This window comes from Psychrobacter sp. P11G3 (assembly GCF_001435845.1).
Lineage (GTDB): Bacteria > Pseudomonadota > Gammaproteobacteria > Pseudomonadales > Moraxellaceae > Psychrobacter.
The window spans coordinates 2,873,238-2,892,901 of sequence record NZ_CM003596.1 but is presented as its reverse complement, the minus strand read 5'-3'; the positions used below and the strand labels follow the sequence as shown (position 1 = coordinate 2,892,901).

Annotated in this window: 17 protein-coding genes and 1 tRNA gene; 16 read left to right on the top strand and 2 right to left on the bottom strand. The window is 43.1% G+C overall.

The features are described from left to right. Window positions 1-170: 170 nt before the first annotated feature. The 6 genes from AK824_RS11670 to hisC all read left to right on the top strand — a co-directional run bounded on the left by AK824_RS11670 (window position 171) and on the right by hisC (window position 6,504). Window positions 171-1,166 (top strand): alpha/beta hydrolase, encoded by a 996-nt coding sequence (locus tag AK824_RS11670; RefSeq protein WP_082624648.1) that lies wholly within the window; start codon window positions 171-173, stop codon window positions 1,164-1,166. Between the two features lie 164 nt (window positions 1,167-1,330). Further along, the gene (locus AK824_RS11665; protein ID WP_057761749.1) at window positions 1,331-1,582 is read left to right on the top strand and encodes a BolA family protein; all 252 of its coding nucleotides are present in this window, start codon (window positions 1,331-1,333) and stop codon (window positions 1,580-1,582) included. A 111-nt stretch (window positions 1,583-1,693) separates the two neighbouring features. Further along, on the top strand, window positions 1,694-2,962 hold the full coding sequence (gene murA, locus AK824_RS11660; protein ID WP_057761747.1) for a UDP-N-acetylglucosamine 1-carboxyvinyltransferase: 1,269 nt from the start codon (window positions 1,694-1,696) through the stop codon (window positions 2,960-2,962). Between the two features lie 94 nt (window positions 2,963-3,056). After that, a complete protein-coding gene (gene hisG, locus AK824_RS11655; protein WP_057761746.1) occupies window positions 3,057-3,749 on the top strand; it encodes an ATP phosphoribosyltransferase in 693 nt (230 codons plus the stop codon). Between the two features lie 251 nt (window positions 3,750-4,000). Continuing rightward, window positions 4,001-5,296, top strand: a complete 1,296-nt coding sequence (gene hisD / locus AK824_RS11650) for a histidinol dehydrogenase (RefSeq protein ID WP_057761744.1) — start codon at window positions 4,001-4,003, stop codon at window positions 5,294-5,296. A 74-nt stretch (window positions 5,297-5,370) separates the two neighbouring features. Beyond that, window positions 5,371-6,504, top strand: coding sequence for a histidinol-phosphate transaminase (gene hisC / locus AK824_RS11645; protein WP_057761742.1), 1,134 nt, complete (start codon window positions 5,371-5,373; stop codon window positions 6,502-6,504). A 154-nt stretch (window positions 6,505-6,658) separates the two neighbouring features. Here hisC and AK824_RS11640 read toward each other — a convergent pair whose 3' ends face one another. Together AK824_RS11640 and AK824_RS11635 are read right to left on the bottom strand one after the other, a co-directional pair. Beyond that, window positions 6,659-8,392, bottom strand: a complete 1,734-nt coding sequence (locus AK824_RS11640; RefSeq protein WP_057761740.1) for an anthranilate synthase component I family protein — start codon at window positions 8,390-8,392, stop codon at window positions 6,659-6,661. A 3-nt stretch (window positions 8,393-8,395) separates the two neighbouring features. Further along, the gene (locus AK824_RS11635; protein WP_057761738.1) at window positions 8,396-9,631 is read right to left on the bottom strand and encodes a beta-ketoacyl-ACP synthase II; all 1,236 of its coding nucleotides are present in this window, start codon (window positions 9,629-9,631) and stop codon (window positions 8,396-8,398) included. A 499-nt stretch (window positions 9,632-10,130) separates the two neighbouring features. Here AK824_RS11635 and AK824_RS11630 point away from each other — a divergent pair, with 499 nt between their 5' ends. The 10 genes from AK824_RS11630 to rplA all read left to right on the top strand — a co-directional run bounded on the left by AK824_RS11630 (window position 10,131) and on the right by rplA (window position 19,351). Next, window positions 10,131-11,222 (top strand): EcsC family protein, encoded by a 1,092-nt coding sequence (locus AK824_RS11630; protein WP_057761737.1) that lies wholly within the window; start codon window positions 10,131-10,133, stop codon window positions 11,220-11,222. 411 nt (window positions 11,223-11,633) lie between these two features. Beyond that, window positions 11,634-12,008, top strand: a complete 375-nt coding sequence (gene rpsL, locus AK824_RS11625) for a 30S ribosomal protein S12 (RefSeq protein ID WP_011281154.1) — start codon at window positions 11,634-11,636, stop codon at window positions 12,006-12,008. 218 nt (window positions 12,009-12,226) lie between these two features. Next, entirely contained in the window at window positions 12,227-12,700 is a 474-nt protein-coding gene (gene rpsG / locus AK824_RS11620) for a 30S ribosomal protein S7 (protein WP_057761735.1), read from the top strand. Window positions 12,701-13,043: 343 nt separating this feature from the next. Then, window positions 13,044-15,170, top strand: coding sequence for an elongation factor G (gene fusA, locus AK824_RS11615; RefSeq protein ID WP_057761733.1), 2,127 nt, complete (start codon window positions 13,044-13,046; stop codon window positions 15,168-15,170). 223 nt (window positions 15,171-15,393) lie between these two features. Continuing rightward, window positions 15,394-16,584 carry an elongation factor Tu gene (gene tuf / locus AK824_RS11610; RefSeq protein WP_057758488.1) on the top strand — a complete coding sequence of 397 codons (1,191 nt, stop codon included), beginning with the start codon at window positions 15,394-15,396 and terminating at the stop codon, window positions 16,582-16,584. Between the two features lie 329 nt (window positions 16,585-16,913). After that, window positions 16,914-16,989, top strand: a tRNA-Trp gene (locus AK824_RS11605). Between the two features lie 51 nt (window positions 16,990-17,040). Further along, entirely contained in the window at window positions 17,041-17,526 is a 486-nt protein-coding gene (secE, locus tag AK824_RS11600; protein WP_057761731.1) for a preprotein translocase subunit SecE, read from the top strand. Between the two features lie 71 nt (window positions 17,527-17,597). After that, window positions 17,598-18,128, top strand: coding sequence for a transcription termination/antitermination protein NusG (nusG, locus tag AK824_RS11595; protein ID WP_057761729.1), 531 nt, complete (start codon window positions 17,598-17,600; stop codon window positions 18,126-18,128). A gap of 90 nt (window positions 18,129-18,218) precedes the next feature. Then, complete coding sequence (gene rplK, locus AK824_RS11590) at window positions 18,219-18,650, top strand: 50S ribosomal protein L11 (protein WP_057761727.1); 432 nt, start codon at window positions 18,219-18,221, stop codon at window positions 18,648-18,650. Beyond that, window positions 18,650-19,351, top strand: coding sequence for a 50S ribosomal protein L1 (gene rplA, locus AK824_RS11585; protein WP_057761725.1), 702 nt, complete (start codon window positions 18,650-18,652; stop codon window positions 19,349-19,351). The genes rplK and rplA overlap by 1 nt, the downstream gene beginning before the upstream one ends. Window positions 19,352-19,664: the final 313 nt, after the last annotated feature.

Sequence of the window (19,664 nt, the reverse complement as noted above, 5' to 3'; positions counted from 1 at the left end):
GGCACGAGAAATCTTCAGCCAGTGAGTACTATATCAATAGTAAAACGTAGCAGAGTCAGCGCATTAGCCAACGATACTAATATCAAACACATCATTGGCTAATGGATGAACCATTATCGCTGTTAGCCTGTTACTACTGATTGATAAATAAATATAATAGGATACTGGTCATGAAGGATTCACAGGCAAATATACAACCAAATAAAGAAACAAGCGTCATTGGTAATGTAGGCATACACAATAAACCTGCTCATAAGAAAACACGAACATTGAGACTTGGTGGTGCGGCAATATTGGCATTGGGCAGTATCGCGTTAGCCACGCAAAACGCACAGGCATTATCACCGTTGGCTATCGTCAATGGGATTACTTCTAGTGGTGGCGTTGGGGTAAGTAAGGATATCTTATACGGTGATCAGCCTTCACAAGACCTAGATATCTATTATCCAAAACCGCTAGCACAAGCAATGAAATCTCAAAGTGCTATTAATACCAGCTATCCTATGGTGGTATTTGTCCACGGCGGTTCATGGGAGAGCGGCAATAAAGAACAATACGCCTTTGTCGGTCAGAGCTTAGCCAAAGCAGGGTATGTCACCGCAGTGATTAATTACCGTAAAGCGCCTGAGCACGTCTATCCTGATTATGTCAAAGATGCAGCTCAGGCAATTGCTTGGAGTATTGAAAATGCGACCAGTCTCCATGCTGATCCGTCACGCCTAGCGGTGATGGGGCATTCTGCTGGCGCGTTTAATGCAGTAGCAGCCGTTGCCAACGAAGACTTTTTGGCACCTTATGGTATTAAGCCAACAGATATTGCAACCGTTATCGGAGTTGCAGGTCCTTATAGCTATGATTTCCGTAAGTTCAGTAGTGCAACGGCATTTGGCTCCAATGCTACGCCCGATCAGGTGATGCCAGATCGTCAGATTAAAGGTGCACAGCCGCCGTATTTATTATTAACCGCTGAAAAAGACAAAATTGTACATGTGACCAATACAATCAAAATGACAGAGGCATTTAAAAAAGCAGGCGTCACCGTTGAAACGGGCGAAATAGAAGGGGCTAGTCATGCAACCAGTATTGGTGCGATGGCACCGCCGCTGCGCTGGGTCAATGATGTACGTGCGCAAGTATTGACCTACTTGGATAAAACGCTCAAATAGCTTATCACTATGTATATCGACGACTTTTGACCATTTAATTGATAGTACTGTCTTAATGCTCAAACACACTTGAGTAAGACAGTACTGTAAGATATGCAAACTCTTGTTATAATGTCATCACTTTAAATCTATACCCTATTCTAAACTTTAAGGCAGACTATTCTATGAGCATGAACGCTGACGATTTGATCGCATTTTTACAGACTCACTTCCCAGACGCTTTTATTCAAGCTGCCAACCAAGGTAATAAGTTTGACGTACGCGTGGTCGATGCCAGCTTTGAAGGCAAACGCGCGGTTCAACGTCAGCAAGCAGTATATGCGTTAGTCAATGATAAGATTGCGAGTGGCGATATTCACGCACTTAATATCCAAGCACTGACGCCTGCTGAGTGGGACGCTCAATCAAAAGGCTAATTAAATAGCTGTCTATATGACTAGATATTGCTGAATCGGCCATATGCATGGTTGAAAGTTGTAGTTCTGGTTTTCATAATTTTTTATACTCATCGCTAGGTTGTCACCTTTATGGATCAATTTTTAATCACTGGTAGTAGTCGTATCGCAGGGGAAGTCACCATCTCAGGCGCCAAAAATGCCGCTTTGCCGTTACTCGCAGCTATGATATTGGCTGAGACTCCAACGACACTGCATAACGTGCCGTCACTACAAGACGTGCGAACGTTGATTGAATTGATCGGTGGCATGGGTATCAAAATCCAGAAGCAAGATGATACGGTCACTTGCGATACCAAGAGTATCGATAATTTTTATGCCCCGTATGATTTGGTCAAAACCATGCGCGCGTCAATCTTGGTGCTAGGGCCGTTACTTGCACGTTTTGGCGAAGCCGAAGTCTCATTGCCAGGTGGCTGCGCGATTGGTTCACGCCCTGTTGATCAGCATCTAAAAGCTTTTGAAGCGATGGGTGCCGCAATCAGTGTGGAGAATGGCTATGTAAAAGCTCAAGCGCCAAAAGGCGGCAAGCTATTAGGCTGTAATTTCTCATTTGATATGATTACCGTTGGCGGTACTGAAAACGTCATCATGGCAGCAGCATTGGCCAAAGGCACAACTGTCTTAGGCAACTGTGCTTTAGAGCCAGAAGTAGTAGATTTGGCCAATATGTTGGTTGCGATGGGTGCCAAAATAAGCGGTATCGGTACATCAACGATGACCATCGAAGGGGTAGAGCGTCTACACGGCTGTGAGTACTCAGTGGTCCCTGACCGTATTGAAACAGGCTCATACCTTGCTGGTGCCTTGATGACACGTGGCGATGTATTGACCAAAAAAACATCTGCTCTATTGTTGACGCCAGTGCTAGAGAAGTTCGAAGACATGGGTGCAACTATCACGAGTGGTGATGACTGGATTCGTGCGCAAATGAAAGGCCGCCCAAAGGCAGTTGATATTCGTACACAGCCACATCCTGGTTTTCCAACGGATATGCAAGCTCAGCTTATGGCTATTGCTTGCTTAGCTGACGGTACAAGTACTTTTATCGAAAACATTTTCGAAAACCGCTATATGCACGTACCAGAGCTCAATCGTTTGGGCGCGTCTATTCAGGTCGACGGTCACACTGCGGTAGTACGAGGTGTCGAAAACTTTACCGCAGCACCAGTGATGGCGACGGATTTACGCGCGTCTATGTCATTGGTAATGGCAGCGGCGACCGCTGAAGGCGAGAGCCTGATTGACCGTATTTACCACATCGATCGTGGTTATGAGCATGTTGAAGACAAGCTGCGTAGCTTAGGCGTGAACATTGAGCGTATTAATACCAACGCTTAATATTGATTGACTCAATATCGACTGTTACCCATATTACGATATAAATTAAAAATTCCCCTTTCAATAGGGGACTGCACATGGACACGATGTCATTATGACTGAGACAAGCAAATCTTTACCAGCCAGCGGTTTATTAAACGAAGTAAACGATGAGTTTTCAGGTCTAACCTTAGCTTTATCAAAAGGCCGCATTCTAGAAGAGACCATGCCACTGCTACGTGCAGCTGGCGTTGATCTTTTAGAAGATCCTGAAGCGTCACGTAAACTTATTTTTCCAACCTCAAATCCAAATGTGCGTGTATTGATCTTGCGTGCCAGCGACGTGCCGACCTATGTCGAACATGGCGCTGCTGACTTTGGGGTGGCAGGTAAAGATGTGCTGCTTGAGCATGGTGCCAATCATGTTTATGAATTGCTCGATTTGCAGATTGCTCAGTGTAAACTGATGACTGCGGGTGTGAAAGATGCACCGCTGCCAAATCGTCGTCTGCGTATCGCGACCAAATATGTCAATGTCGCTCGTGCTTATTTTGCAAGCCAAGGTCAGCAGGTTGATGTCATCAAGCTTTACGGTTCGATGGAGCTTGCGCCATTGGTTGGCTTGGGCGATCTGATTGTCGATGTGGTCGACACAGGTAACACACTACGCGCCAATGGGCTTGAAGCACGCGATCATATTTGTGATGTTTCCTCACGTCTGATTGTCAATCAAGTCAGCTATAAGCGCAAATTTGCATTACTAGAACCAATCTTAGATAGCTTTAAAAATAGTATCGCCAATGGCTAATTATTCAGTGCAAGTCATTGGTAATATAAAGCACGGTTATACAAATTTTTAAACCAGTTTAGCAGGCTATGAGTGACGTAGCGTGCTAAACTGGTTTTGTTGTCTTAGCTTGCGAAAATATAAAATCACCATAAAATTCAGACAAGAAGACATCGAATAAGTCGCAATACTCTTACCGTATAAACCTACTTTACTCAGTTCCAAACCGTTCATTTTTAGCACTACTTTACGCTCAGATATAGGATTAGGTCATGCGCCAGTTAAGTACCCAAGATGCCGATTTTGATAGTCAATTGACACAGTTGCTTGCCTTTGAAACAGTCAATGATGCCGAACTACTACATACCGTCGATGATATCATCGCGCAAGTACGTGCTGATGGTGATAACGTCGTGTTGGCATTGACCCAACAGTTTGACCAGCATCCAGCAACGTCGATGCAAGAGTTAGAGTTGTCTAAAGAAGCGCTTGCTGAAGCGTTTGCCAATCTTGATGAAAAAGTAAAGACAGCGTTGACCACAGCCGCAACTCGGGTACAGACATTCCATGAGCGCCAAGTACAAGAAACATGGCAGTATGAAGACGAGCTAGGCAACCGATTGGGTCAAAAAGTCACGCCACTTGATCGCGTTGGGATTTATGTACCGGGCGGTCTGGCTTCTTATCCTTCTTCAGTATTGATGAATGCCATTCCTGCTAAGGTAGCTGGCGTCACTGAAGTTATCATGGTTGTACCAGCGCCTAAAGGTGTGCTTAATCCGTTAGTATTGGCAGCGGCCCATCTGGCCCAAGTCGATCGCGTCTTCACTATTGGTGGTGCTCAAGCAGTAGCAGCCTTGGCCTATGGCACTGAGACGATTCCAGCCGTGGACAAAATCACAGGACCAGGTAATAAGTATGTTGCAGCAGCCAAACGCGCGGTATTTGGTCAAGTTGGCATCGATATGATTGCTGGACCTTCAGAAGTATTAGTATATGCAGAAGGCGAAGCACAAGATAGAGCGGACTGGCTAGCGATGGATCTGTTGTCACAAGCTGAGCATGATCGTATTGCACAAGCTATCTTTGTGACGACTAGCGAAGAGCAGCTCAACGAAGTAGCGTTAGAGATAGAAAAAGCATTGGCTGAACTGCCAAAAGCAGATATCGCGCGTGACTCCTTGCAGAACCGCGGTGCACTGATTTTGGTAAAAGATCGTAGCGAAGGTATGGCACTTATCAATCGTATCGCTCCTGAGCATTTAGAGTTATCTGTTGATAATCCTGACGCACTATTGAGTGATATTCGTCATGCCGGCGCTATTTTTATGGGTCGTCATACGCCCGAAGCTATTGGGGATTACTGTGCAGGGCCAAATCATGTACTGCCAACATCAGGTACGGCGCGCTTTTCTTCACCGTTAGGTGTGTACGATTTTCAAAAGAAATCATCCATCATTTATTGTAGTGAATCTGGCAGCAAGCCTCTGGCTGAGACAGCTGATATTTTAGCGCAGCGTGAGGACTTAGAAGCCCATGCGCGTTCAGCTCGTTATCGTTATCAGTAATTGATTTTGAATTTTTAGCTTTTACTTTTGATATTTATTTTTAATAGTCTTTGTGGCTAATAGTAGGATAATTTATGAGTGAGTCAAAGACAGACACCAGACTGTGGTCGTCTAAAGCGCGCAACTTGTCACCTTATGTTCCAGGTGAGCAGCCGCAACACGACAATCTATGCAAACTAAATACCAATGAAAACCCATTTCCACCCTCGCCAAAAGTAGGGGAGGCTATTGCCAAGGTTTTGGAACAGCAAGCTGATGAGTTACGTTTGTATCCTGCTCCTGAATCTAATGACCTACGTGCTGCATTGGCACAGTCATACAACCTTGATATCAATCAAGTATTTGTCGGTAATGGTTCGGACGAAGTCTTGGCTTTAGTCTTTGCTAGTTTCTTTTTAAAAGAGCGTCCGCTACTATCACCTGATATTGGTTATAGTTTTTATCCTGTATATGCGCAGACGTTCGGTGTGGAGCTCGTACAGATTCCTCTAGAAGAAGATTTTAGCATTGACCCTGATGCTTATCGTCAGCCTTGTAGCGGTATTATCATCGCCAACCCTAATGCGCCAACGGGCTTGCTATTATCACTTGCTGATATTCGTAAACTTGCGAGTGAGCATTCTAATGCTGTCATTGTAATTGATGAGGCGTATATCGATTTTGCTCAGATAGATGAAAGCAATGCAGATGCTCCAGTCTCAGCGGTGAGTTTAATCAATGAGTGTGATAACGTTATCGTGACCCAAACCTTTTCAAAATCACGCTCGCTTGCTGGATTGCGGGTTGGTATGGCCTTTGGCAATGCATCATTGATTGAAGCACTAACACGTATGAAAAATAGCTTTAACAGTTATCCATTGGATAAGTTGGCTCAGGTTGGGGCGACTGCGAGTGTGTTAGATACTGAATACTTTGAGCAAACCCGTCAGCAAGTCATTGATTTACGTACGTCGCTAACAGCAGAGTTGACGACATTGGGCTATAAGGTCCTACCGTCACATGCCAACTTCGTATTTGCTCGTCCAAAAGATGGCGATGCAAGTGCTGTCGCGAGTGCGTTACGTGAGCAGGGTATTATCGTTCGCCATTTTGATAAGCCGCGTATTGCAGAGTACTTGCGTATTACTATCGGTACGGCAGAGCAGAACAACCGTTTGATTGATGCTCTAAAAGCCTTGCAAGTCGATGCTAGCGTTGCTGCTGAATAACATTATATTGATAGCTTAATATAGAATGTTGATAGGTACGTCTCTTTATTCAGAACGCGCACCACTATCAATAAGTCTTAAAAAAAAGCCTGCTAACGTAACGTTGGCAGGCTTTTTTAATTTCAAATTAGCAATAATATTTGAGTTCGCTATCTTAGGTTTTTTGAGCCAGTACTGATAACAAGTTACCTACTTTATCTAAGCATTCTTGGTATTCAGCGTCACAATCAGACGCGACGGTAATACCGCCACCTGCCCACAGATTAACGTGTCTTTCTTCATTAAGGCTATTATCTGACGAAGCATTGGCTTGCAATGTACGAATCAAAACGTTCCATTGACCACTACCATCAAAATTCATATAACCCATAGTGCCACAATAGGCACCGCGTGGCGTAGACTCTAACTCAGTGATGATTTCGACAGCGCGTTTTTTTGGTGTGCCAGTGATAGAGCCAGCAGGCAGACTACCAAACAATACAGCCAACGGATGAGTATCAGCTTTTAGCTCAGCAGTAATGGTGCTCACCATATGATGCACGTTGCTAAAACTCTCAATTGCAAATAACTGTGGTACTTTCACACTGCCAATTTTGGCGTATTTACCTAAATCATTACGCAGTAAATCCACAATCATGACATTTTCGGCACGGTCTTTTTCGCTATTGACCAATTGCTGCTTATACAGATCATCTTGCTCGTTAGTACCACCTCGAGGCATGGTTCCCTTGATAGGCTTGGTACGAATAGAATGTTTGCCAGTGTCTTTTTCTCTAGTGAATGTAAAGAATAACTCAGGTGAGCAGCTTAACAATTCAAAATGATTGCTGTCTGCGTTAAAGCTGCTGCTTCTATTTAGGTAATCACCATCATTGCCCTTAACGCTCATATATCCTGCAAAAGGCGCTTTTGTATTGCGATATAGCGCAGGCAAATAGTCAATAAGCGCAGCTGTTGATTGGCTAACATCATTGCTATACGGTAGTCTGCCAAACCATTTCTGTGTCAGGTTTATCTGATAGCAGTCGCCTTGCTGTAGATAGTCTTGTGTGCGATTAAATGCTTGTTGATAATCAAGCTCACTCCATCGCGGACTTAAAACTAGGGAAGTGATGTTTGATACATCTTTAAACTGTGACTGATTGAGGTGTTTATCAGACAGTTTTTGATCCAGTTCGTCGAGGTAAGAGGTAAGAGTCGTTACAAGATTATCGTTTGTCTTATGACCAATATTCTCAGAAACATCATCGTTAGTTAGATGACTCTTTAACGTCCAACCTATATCAGCATGTGCCGTAGGTGTTAGATAAATATCATAATGTGCCAACGAAGCACAAGGCTGATTTGCCAATTCAATCCTATCAGCAGAGCTTAGCTCATGGGCCGCAATATCATAACCAATAAAACCGATTAGCCCATGATGATAACTGGGTTTTGGGCTTTCTTCGTTATTGATATATGAGGTGTCGTGATTAACTTCTTGAGCATTGCTATAAGCGATTAGCTCATCTTGCCATTCTAGATAGCTCATATAAGCGGTTGTGCTAGCATAGCTATTATCAGCGCTATTTACATCAGTATCGCGACTTAAGTCAGTATTGCGAAAACTCTTAATCACCTTATAAATATTAGGTAAATCACTAGAAGACTGCTCATCATTGGGATAGACAGACCAACTGACTTTTGGGAGTAAACCGATCACGGGTCGACCATCATTATTAAGCCAAACAAGCTGCCAGTTTGCTTTAATATCTTGGTCGAGCAAGTGACGCTGTAGCTGCGGCATCAGCTCTGCAGCAGACAAATCACCAAAACGCCAGCTAGGTTTGCTAGCTGGCGATGGCGCAGAATCTGTCTGCTCAGTTGTATTGTGATTTGATACAAGCATGGGTTAAGCGTCAAACTTTTTGATAATCAGCGTAGCGTTAGTACCACCAAAGCCAAAGCTATTACTCATCAAAGTTTCAAGATTTGCTTCACGCATTTCGGTGACAATATCGAAACCTTCAGCAGCAGGATCTAAATTATCAACATTGATACTTGGAGCGATAAACCCGTCCTGTAGCATTAGTAGACAGTAAATCAGCTCTTGTGCACCAACAGCGCCCAAGCTATGACCTGTCATTGATTTGGTCGAGCTGATAGCAGGTACTTTACTGACGTCATTATCAAATACTTTAGCGATCGCTTTAAGCTCAGTAATATCGCCTAGCGGCGTACTAGTACCATGGCTGTTGATGTAATCAACACTTTCTAGACCCGCTTCGGCTAAGGCTTGTTGCATACAGCGAACTGCACCTTCACCGCTTGGCGCAACCATTTCTGCACCATCAGAGCTGGCACCATAGCCAACGATTTCAGCCAAAATATTGGCACCGCGTGCTTGAGCATGCTCCAGACTCTCTACAACAACCATCGCGCCACCAGCAGCAATCACAAAACCATCACGGTCTTTGTCATAGGCTCTTGAAGCAAGTTCTGGTGTGTCGTTATACTGAGTACTAACTGCGCCCATGGCATCAAACATACAAGACTGCGTCCAATGCTCAGCTTCACTACCACCAGCCAATATCACATCGGCTTTACCCAATTGGATAAGCTCAGCAGCATGACCGATACAGTGTGTCGAAGTCGCACAAGCAGAAGCGAGCGAGTAGGAAACGCCTTGGATTTTGAGACCAGTTGCTAAAGCGGCTGATACCGAGCTGCCCATTGTCTTTGGTACTGCCATTGCGCCGACACCGCGTAGACCTTTTTCGCGCATAGCATCGATAGCATTGACGATATTTTCTGTTGATGCGCCGCCCGAACTTGCCACTACACCCACTCGTGGGTTGTTATTGATGGTATCAAGTGACAGGCCAGAGTGCTCAATCGCATTTAGCGCACTAACATAAGCATAAAGACTGGCGTCACTAAAGAACCGTTTCAGCTTACGATCGATACCACTGGTATCAAGTTCTGATTGATTGATACTACCGCTCACGTGTGATTTAAACTCGTGCTCAGCATAAGAATCGTTAAATGTGATGCCAGACTGACCTTCTTTGAGGGCAGTGGTGACAGTATCTAAATCATGTCCAATACAAGAGACAATCCCTGCTCCAGTAATAACGACGCGGCGCATATGCTATTCCTTATAAGTAACGACTTGCTAGCAGTTGGTTGCAATATTCGTGGTAAATCTATATATGATGTTTAACTATGAGTTAATTCGAACATTATAATGAAAAAATAGTCTATGTAGATAACGATAGCATGAATTTAGGTAACGAAACTCTGTTAACGGTCTATCAGAGGCAATATAAGTTCAGTGTACAATTATGCTCTCAGTTATGGCACATGATAACGTATCAAGCACTGGAAATCTTTGGACAAGTGTAAAATAACGACAAAATAACACTTATGACTGAGTTTTGAGTAAAGAGATGAGAAGTAAGACTAACTACTGACTATGGACGGAATTATACTTTAGATACAAAATTTGTGATTCTAATAACATTGTTCGCACTGACACCAGTTACGATAACTGGCTAAAATAATAGATTCATTATTATTAATAATTAACTATCATACTAAAATACAATTATATTAAAAAACTAACTCATCATATTAAGGACATCACGATGGCAAAGCGTAGTATTCTTTCTAAAAGCATCAATACCATTGGCTCTTTCACTCGAAACAATTTAGAGCGCGTAGGGGCTATGATTGATAGCGTAAACGCCAAAACAGGCAAACCGCGTCAATACAAAGCCGTCGACCTAGGCGATGAAGACTACCAACAAGACTTGTTTCGTGAGCAAACACTAAAGGCTACGCAGCAACTATTAGGACCACGCTTCGCTACTTATGGTAAATATGCCAAGAAAGTTGTGCCGAATAGTTTTTTTCAATCAACAGTTGATGGCGCATTTGCCCAAGTGGCCAACCTCGCTGCGAACTGGAGTCAACTCGACTTACCTAATGAACATCGCTTTGCCAATATTGCTACCTTAGATGACGAAGAGCGTTATGCGCTAGCTACTGATATTGCTAACCAAAATCGCGCGCTTGCAATGATGGGTGGTTTGACGGGTTTGGCAGGTCTACCAGGTTTGCTTGCTGATACATTATGGCTATTACTGGTTTCATTACGTACGGTTTATCAGATTGCTGCTGTATACAATAAGCCACTAACAGGTAAGCAAGGCGTCAAGATGGCGTACGAACTACTATCAAACGCTGATCTGAGCAAGATGCAAGAAAAACAAGCGCTACTAGCTGGTCTAGGTATTGGTAAAGGTTTGCTTGATAACGCTCAAAGCAACGGATTGCATAGTGAACTTAAAAATCTCGGTCTGAAAAATAAAAATGTAAATTTCTATGCTGAGCAAATAGACAAAGTCGCCAGTCAAGTAGGTATTGATTTAGATCAGATTAATTTATCATGGGTTCGTCGTTTTATTCCTGTCACTGCAGTAGCGATCGGCATGCACTATAACAGCCAATTGATCGACGAAGTTATTGGCGTTGCTCAAGCGACCTTTGCACCAGAAGCAAAATTGGCTAATCGTGCTATTACTGATGACAGCAGTAGTGAGGCTAAAGTAGAAAAGGCTGATACTAATGAGGCGAAAAAAGACGCAGAGCACAAAGAAAAAAGCAATGATTCAGAAGAAGAAACTAGCAGTAAAAAAGACTCAGACAAGCAAACGTCTGATAAAAAAGCCAAGTAATAAACATATTATTTGCTAGTTGGGTTAGATATTTATAAGCACCACGGTATTTATCTTGGTTTGATTGAGCAACACGACTTGAAAATTAGGATAAATACCACCACTTAGTTACTATCAAGTACCATTTCAATGTTAAACATCTTTTCTTAATGATGCTTGAGCTCGCTTTGTTTGCTTTATTTATTACGCTATTTTTCGGCGAAAAAACGATAAAGTGATACAATGAGAGGTTGAATGCATATCTGTCAAATGTTGTAAAGCGAAACCATTCATAAGTGGTTGAAATAGCAGCAACAACTCTTTATAATACACTGTCCTAAAAATGGGTGCCCCGAAATCTGCAATTATTGTCAGATAGATGGTGCATTGGCCCATTTTTTTGTTTTATACCAAACGGGAGAAGGATGCCTTATGGCAACAACTAACCAATTGATTCGTAAAGGTCGCAAAACCATCAAGGAAAAGTCAAAAGTTCCTGCGTTGGAAGCGTGCCCACAGCGTCGCGGTGTATGTACTCGTGTATATACTACCACGCCAAAAAAACCTAACTCTGCCATGCGTAAAGTATGTCGTGTACGTTTGACTTCAGGCTATGAAGTATCAAGTTACATCGGCGGCGAAGGTCATAACCTACAAGAGCACAGTGTTGTTCTAATCCGTGGTGGTCGTGTAAAAGATCTACCAGGTGTACGTTATCACACTGTTCGCGGTGCATTAGATTGCGCAGGCGTTAAAGACCGTAAGCAAGGTCGCTCTAAGTACGGTGCTAAGAAGCCTAAAGTTTAATAACTAAACGTTATTAGATAAGCTTTTTGCACTACCCAATAACTGTGCATGGGTTTGGTGTCAGTAGTAATATCGCTTTTATATAAATATATATCTGTGATTTGCTCTTAAAACATACCACCATGCAGTAAGGCTAACTGATAACTCACTGCTATATCCTAATGATAAGTAGTCGATGTTGTGAATGTTAGACACTCCTGAAGATAAGGAAATTTATTATGCCAAGACGTCGCGTCGTTGCTGCCCGTGAGATCCTACCGGATCCTAAGTTTGGTAGCCAAACTGTTGCAAAATTCATCAACCATGTAATGAGTGATGGTAAAAAATCTACTGCTGAGCGTATCGTTTACGGTGCACTTGAGACAGTAAGTGAGAAGCGTAAAGTTGAAGATCCAGTATCTTTCTTCGAAGAAGTGCTAGAAAATGTACGCCCAATGGTAGAAGTAAAAGCTCGCCGCGTTGGCGGTGCAACCTATCAAGTACCAATGGAAGTACGCCCCTCCCGTCGTACTGCATTGGCTATGCGTTGGTTAGCTGAAGCTGCTGCTAAGCGTTCTGAAAAATCAATGGCTTTGCGTTTAGCTGGCGAATTGAATGATGCTGCTGATGGCAAAGGCGCTGCTATGAAAAAGCGTGACGAAGTTCACCGCATGGCAGATGCTAACAAAGCATTCTCTCATTACCGTTTCTAAGCTACTTTTTAATAGTAGCTTGAGATTAGAGGCTCATGCCATTTAATCTTACATTGTTGTTTATTCTATTGATTGCCGCCATCATCATTCGGTCATATATAAATGTTATTTATTGATGACTGAGGTGGCGGACATCTATCCAGATGTCTCTCTTAACAAATACAGTTTTTGCTGGAGAGCATCCCAAATTTGATGCCGCACTATTCTTAGTATTTGCTCTTTTTTTGTCCGTATTAGGCTCAATAATCAGTAAGTAATATTACGAAGCTGAACGCTTTGTCATAGAGTATGAGGTAGAGACACAATACATTATTATATACACGACTTTTCCTAGGAAAACACTATGGCTCGTAAAACTCCCCTAAAACGCTATCGCAATATTGGTATCTCAGCGCACATCGATGCTGGTAAGACAACCACTACAGAGCGTGTTTTATTCTATACCGGTGTTAGCCACAAAATTGGCGAAGTACATGATGGCGCAGCCACTATGGACTGGATGGAGCAAGAACAAGAGCGTGGTATTACTATTACCTCAGCGGCAACAACTTGTTTTTGGTCAGGTATGGCTAAACAGTTTGACGAACACCGTATCAACATCATCGATACCCCAGGTCACGTTGACTTCACGATCGAAGTTGAACGTTCTATGCGTGTACTTGATGGCGCTTGCATGGTTTACTGTGCAGTAGGCGGCGTTCAGCCACAGTCTGAGACCGTATGGCGTCAGGCGAACAAATATAAAGTACCACGTCTTGCATTTGTAAACAAAATGGATCGTGTTGGTGCTGATTTCTATCGTGTTATCGAACAGATCAAAACTCGCTTAGGCGGCAACCCTGTACCATTGGTTATCCCAATCGGTAAAGAAGATGACTTCGAAGGCGTTGTTGATCTAGTGACCATGAAAGCTATCTATTGGGACGAAGCGTCTCAAGGTATGCAGTATGATGAGCGCGAAATCCCAACTGAACTACAAGAAAAAGCAGCAGAATACCGCGAGCACCTTGTAGAAAGCGCTGCTGAAGCAAACGAAGAGTTGATGAACGAATACCTAGAAAACGGTGAATTGACTGTAGAACAAATTCACGGTGCTATTCGTCAGTTAACTATCGATAACGAAATCATCCCGCTTCTTTGTGGTACTGCCTTTAAGAACAAAGGTGTACAAAAGATGCTAGATGCCGTTATTCAGTATCTACCTGCACCAATCGACGTACCTGCTATTAAAGGTATTCTTGATGACAAAGACGAAAGCGAAGGCAGCCGTGAAGCATCAGATGAAGCACCTTTCTCAGCACTAGCGTTCAAAATCATGAATGACAAATTCGTTGGTAACCTAACCTTCGTACGTGTTTATTCTGGTGTAATGAAGCAGGGTAGCAGTGTTTATAACCCAGTTAAGATGAAGCGTGAGCGTGTTGGCCGTATCGTACAGATGATGGCAAACTCTCAAGAAGAGCTTGCAGAGATTCGTACTGGTGATATCGCAGCTCTAGTCGGCATGAAAGATGTGACTACTGGTGATACGCTATGTGATGAAGACAACGTGATCACTCTTGAGCGTATGGAATTCCCAGATCCAGTTATCTCTCTAGCTGTTGAGCCAAAGACCAAAGCTGACCAAGAAAAAATGTCAATCGCTCTTGGCCGTTTGGCAAAAGAAGATCCATCGTTCCGTGTACACACTGACGAAGAATCTGGTCAGACAATCATCAGTGGTATGGGTGAGCTACATCTAGAGATTCTTGTTGACCGTATGAAGCGTGAATTCAACGTTGAAGCAAACATCGGTGCACCTCAGGTTGCTTATCGTGAGACGATTCGTAACACTGTTGAACAAGAAGGCAAATTCGTACGTCAAACAGGTGGTCGTGGTAAGTTTGGTCACGTATGGTTACGTCTTGAGCCACTTGATCCAGCTGGCGACACTGAATATGAATTCGCTGAAGAAGTTGTTGGTGGTACTGTACCAAAAGAATTCCACGGTGCTGTTGATAAAGGTATCCAAGAGCGCATGAAAAACGGCGTACTTGCAGGCTACCCAGTAGTTGGCGTAAAAGCGACCTTGTATGATGGTTCTTATCATGACGTTGACTCTGATGAATTGTCATTTAAGATGGCTGGTTCTATGGCCTTCAGAAAAGGTTTCTTAGCAGCTGATCCAGCGCTACTTGAGCCAGTAATGAAAGTAGAAGTTGAAACACCTGAAGACTACATGGGCGACATTATGGGCGATCTTAACCGTCGTCGTGGTTTGGTACAGGGTATGGAAGATCTACCTGGCGGTACTAAACAGATTCGTGCCGAAGTACCATTAGCGGAAATGTTTGGTTATGCCACTCAAATGCGCTCTATGTCACAAGGCCGTGCAACTTACTCAATGGAATTCCAAAAGTACGCTGAAATTCCAAAATCAGTTGCTGCTGAAATCATCTCTAAGTTCAACTCTAAAGATGATGACGAGTAAATAAAACTTACTAAAGGTGACAATATAGAGTATGTCTGTGTATTGTCACTAAAGAATACGCCAATAACTTGTTAAAAGACTTGTTATTGGCCGCGATTTTCTTATAATATCTGCACATTAGTATGTGCAACCTTTTAACAATTATCTTAATGTGGTCAAAATCGTCTTAATAATCATATTTATATGAGTTAAGTCTTGAACCCCAAAAAAAGAGGAAATACCCATGGCAAAGGCCAAGTTTGAACGTAACAAGCCACACGTCAACGTCGGTACAATCGGACACGTTGACCATGGTAAAACAACCCTTACCGCTGCAATCGCAACCGTAGCTGCAATCACCTCTGGTGGCGAAGCCAAAGACTACGCGTCTATTGACTCAGCACCAGAAGAAAAAGCACGTGGTATCACAATCAACACCTCACACGTAGAATATGACACAGACAGCCGTCACTATGCTCACGTAGATTGCCCAGGTCACGCCGATTATGTTAAAAACATGATCACTGGTGCTGCCCAGATGGACGGCGCAATCCTAGTCGTATCTGCAACTGACGGCCCAATGCCACAGACTCGTGAGCACATCTTGCTTTCACGTCAGGTTGGCGTACCGTACATCATCGTATTCATGAACAAATGTGACATGGTTGATGACGAAGAATTGTTAGAACTAGTAGAAATGGAAGTTCGTGAACTATTGAACGACTATGACTTCCCAGGCGATGACACTCCTATCGTTAAAGGTTCTGCTACTGAAGCCCTAAAAGGCTCAGAAGAAAAATACGGCCAACCAGCTGTTGTAGAACTACTAAACGTACTAGACACCTACATCCCAGAGCCAGAGCGTGACATCGACAAAGCATTCCTAATGCCAATCGAAGACGTATTCTCAATCTCAGGTCGTGGTACTGTAGTAACAGGCCGTGTTGAATCTGGTATCGTTAAAGTTGGCGACGAGATCGAAATCGTTGGTATCCGTGACACTCAAAAAACCACCTGTACTGGTGTAGAGATGTTCCGTAAACTGCTTGACGAAGGTCGTGCAGGCGAAAACTGTGGCGTACTATTACGTGGTACTAAGCGTGAAGACGTACAACGTGGCCAAGTACTAGCTAAGCCAGGTTCAATCACTCCTCATACCAAGTTTGACGCTGAAGTATATGTATTGTCAAAAGAAGAGGGTGGTCGTCACACACCATTCCTAAACGGCTATCGTCCACAGTTCTACTTCCGTACTACTGACGTAACTGGCGCAATCCAATTACAAGACGGTACTGAAATGGTAATGCCTGGCGATAACGTTGAGATGGGCGTAGAGCTTATCCACCCAATCGCTATGGACAAAGGTCTTCGCTTCGCTATTCGTGAAGGCGGCCGTACTGTAGGCGCTGGTGTTGTTGCTAACGTATTGAACTAATATAAGTCTCAGTAATGAGCTTTTGAATTAGTCATAAAAAAGGCCATCCTATTTAGGGTGGCCTTTTTTTATTGGAGAAAGTTGAAGCATGATCGAAAATAGAATTATGCCTAGCGTGTATTAATGAATTGGCTGTATGTGTGACAGAGAAAATTATTTGTTAGATAGCATATTGTAATCTGCAGCATAGCTTGTTATATTATCGCTGCACTTAACGCTAGCAACTATTTTAGATTGCGGCAGTGCAAAATCAGGTAAAATTAATAATTTTGCCGTCAAGGGCTTGCATTCTATGCTAAATATTGTATAATGCTGTCCTTTACACCCATAGGCGATTGGCTCAATTGGTAGAGCATCGGTCTCCAAAACCGAGGGTTGTAGGTTCGAGTCCTACATCGCCTGCCATCTTCTTATCACATCTTTGTTGTACCCCACCATCTCCGAAGCGAGTTCTTTATGAGCAATGATCAAGATAACCTCGAGACTAAGTTATCTGATGCCAAGGCGGTTGCTGGTGGAATGCTGTCTAAAAATAAGCATGTTTCAGCTAGCGGTACTACTGCTGTTGAAGTGGCTAAGACTGGCTCAATAAAAGATTTGATTTTGTGGCTACTTGCCGCAGCTGTATTAATCGGTGCGACTCTAGTAAATCAATATTTACCCGGCTATTGGCAACCTGCCAACGATGTCTGGGTACGTATTGGTATTATTGTCGCACTTGTTGTATTTGCATTAGTTTGTTTGGCGCTAACGCATCAAGGCCGTGCTTTTAAAATATTATTAAAAGACGCTGCTGTTGAGCTTCGCCGAGTGACATGGCCAGGTAAAGACGAAACCTTTCAATATACATGGCAAGTGATTGTTGTGATTGCGATTGCTGGTTTCTTTATTTGGTTATTGGATAACTTTTTTAATTGGTTCGTTGGTATCTTTATCGGTTAATAGCACGTATTAGTGACTATTAGCGAGACATTTACTCATAACGACTTATTTATAATGATCAGGAGCGTGATATGCGTTGGTATATTGTCCAAGCGTTTTCAGGATATGAAAAACAAGTACAACGTTCATTAACTGATCGTATTAACCGTAGTGACTTTGCTGAGTCATTCGGTGATGTATTGGTTCCTACTGAAGAAGTCGTCGAAATGAAAGACGGCAAAAAACGTAAGAGTGAGCGCAAGTTCTTTCCTGGATATGTATTGATCCAAATGGAAATGAACGACAATACTTGGCACATCGTAAAAGACTGTCCTCGTATTATGGGCTTCATCGGTGGTACGCCTGAGATGCCTGCACCGATTACGCAAGTAGAAGCTGATCGCATTCTAAACCGTTTGAACCAGACTGAAACTGACCCACGTCCTAAGACTCTATTTGAGCCGGGCGAAGAGTTGTTGGTTATTGATGGTCCATTTACTGACTTTAAAGGGTTGGTAGAAAAAGTGGATTACGAGAAGTCTAAGCTACATCTAACGGTAAACGTATTTAATCGACCTACGCAGGTTGAGCTTGAATTTAGTAAAGTTGAAAAACTAGACTAAATTAGCAAAAAATTCATCAACCGGGGAGCTGTTAGTCAATTAGGTATATACCACATTGATTTGGCGCTATCACCCATTTAGGAGAGTATCATGGCTAAGAAGATTGATGGTTACATCAAACTGCAAGTGCCTGCAGGCAAAGCAAATCCTTCACCACCTATTGGTCCAGCTTTGGGTCAAAAAGGCGTGAACATCATGGCGTTCTGTAAAGAATTTAACGCTGCGACCTCAGGCCAAGAGCCAGGTCTACCGATCCCAACTGAGATCACAGTATACAGCGACAAATCTTTTACCTTCATCATGAAGTCACCACCAGCTGCATACTTACTACGTAAGGCTGCTGGTATTGCTAAAGGTTCAGGTACACCGAACACTGCTAAAGTTGGTAAAGTTGACCGTGCACAACTAGAAGACATCGTTAAGACTAAGAATGCAGATTTAACTGCAGCTGATCTTGACGCTGCTGTCCGTACCATCGCTGGTACTGCACGTTCAATGGGTATTACCGTGGAGGGTGTATAATGTCTAAGCTAACCAAACGTCAAAAAGAAATTCAAAGTCGTATTGATAACGAAAAACAGTACACTATTGAAGAAGCGGTTCAAATCCTAAACGATTTGCCAGCGCTAAAATTCAAAGAGTCTATCGATATCGCAGTAAACTTGGGCGTTGACCCACGTAAATCTGATCAAGTAGTTCGTGGTGCAACCAACCTACCTGCTGGTACTGGTAAAACCAAACGCGTTGCTGTATTTGCTCAAGGCGCTGCTGCTGAAGCTGCTAAAGAAGCTGGTGCAGACATCGTTGGTTTTGAAGACCTAGCAGAGCAAATCAAAGCCGGTAATATGGACTTTGATGTTGTTATCGCAGCTCCAGATGCTATGCGTGTTGTTGGTCAGTTAGGTACTATCCTAGGCCCACGTGGTCTAATGCCTAACCCTAAAGTTGGTACAGTAACGCCAAACGTTGCTGAAGCTGTGACAAATGCGAAAGCTGGTCAGGCTCAGTACCGTGTTGATAAAGCTGGTATCATCCATGCAACTATCGGCCAAGTAGGTTTCACTGCTGATCAAATCGAGCAAAACGCGCAAGCGATTCTTTCTGATCTAAAGCGTGCTAAGCCTGCTACTTCTAAAGGTACTTTCATTAAGAAAATTACCTTGTCTAGCACGATGGGTCCAGGTCTAACGATCGACGCTGTTCCTTATCGTACTGCTAAATAATTAAAGTTTTTATCTTCAAATATTTTGAGTGATAAACACAAACAGTTTTTAAAGAATTAGGTCAGCGTAGTATTTGCTACGCTGTCTAAGACCGTAGGTAGAGAGTAGTTTAGAGTCATAGTTAACGATCTTCAGATAGTTGTTTATGATGATAAGTCACTTTTGTTAATCGACGACAGATGAAAATCTTAGTTGTCCTACGCAGACGGTGGCCCACACAGTTTAAGACACGAGCGAATAGGGCGATAAGGTTATTTATAACTTTCAAACTATTACTCAACGTCATTCTGATAACGGTGCCGTAATCAGTCGT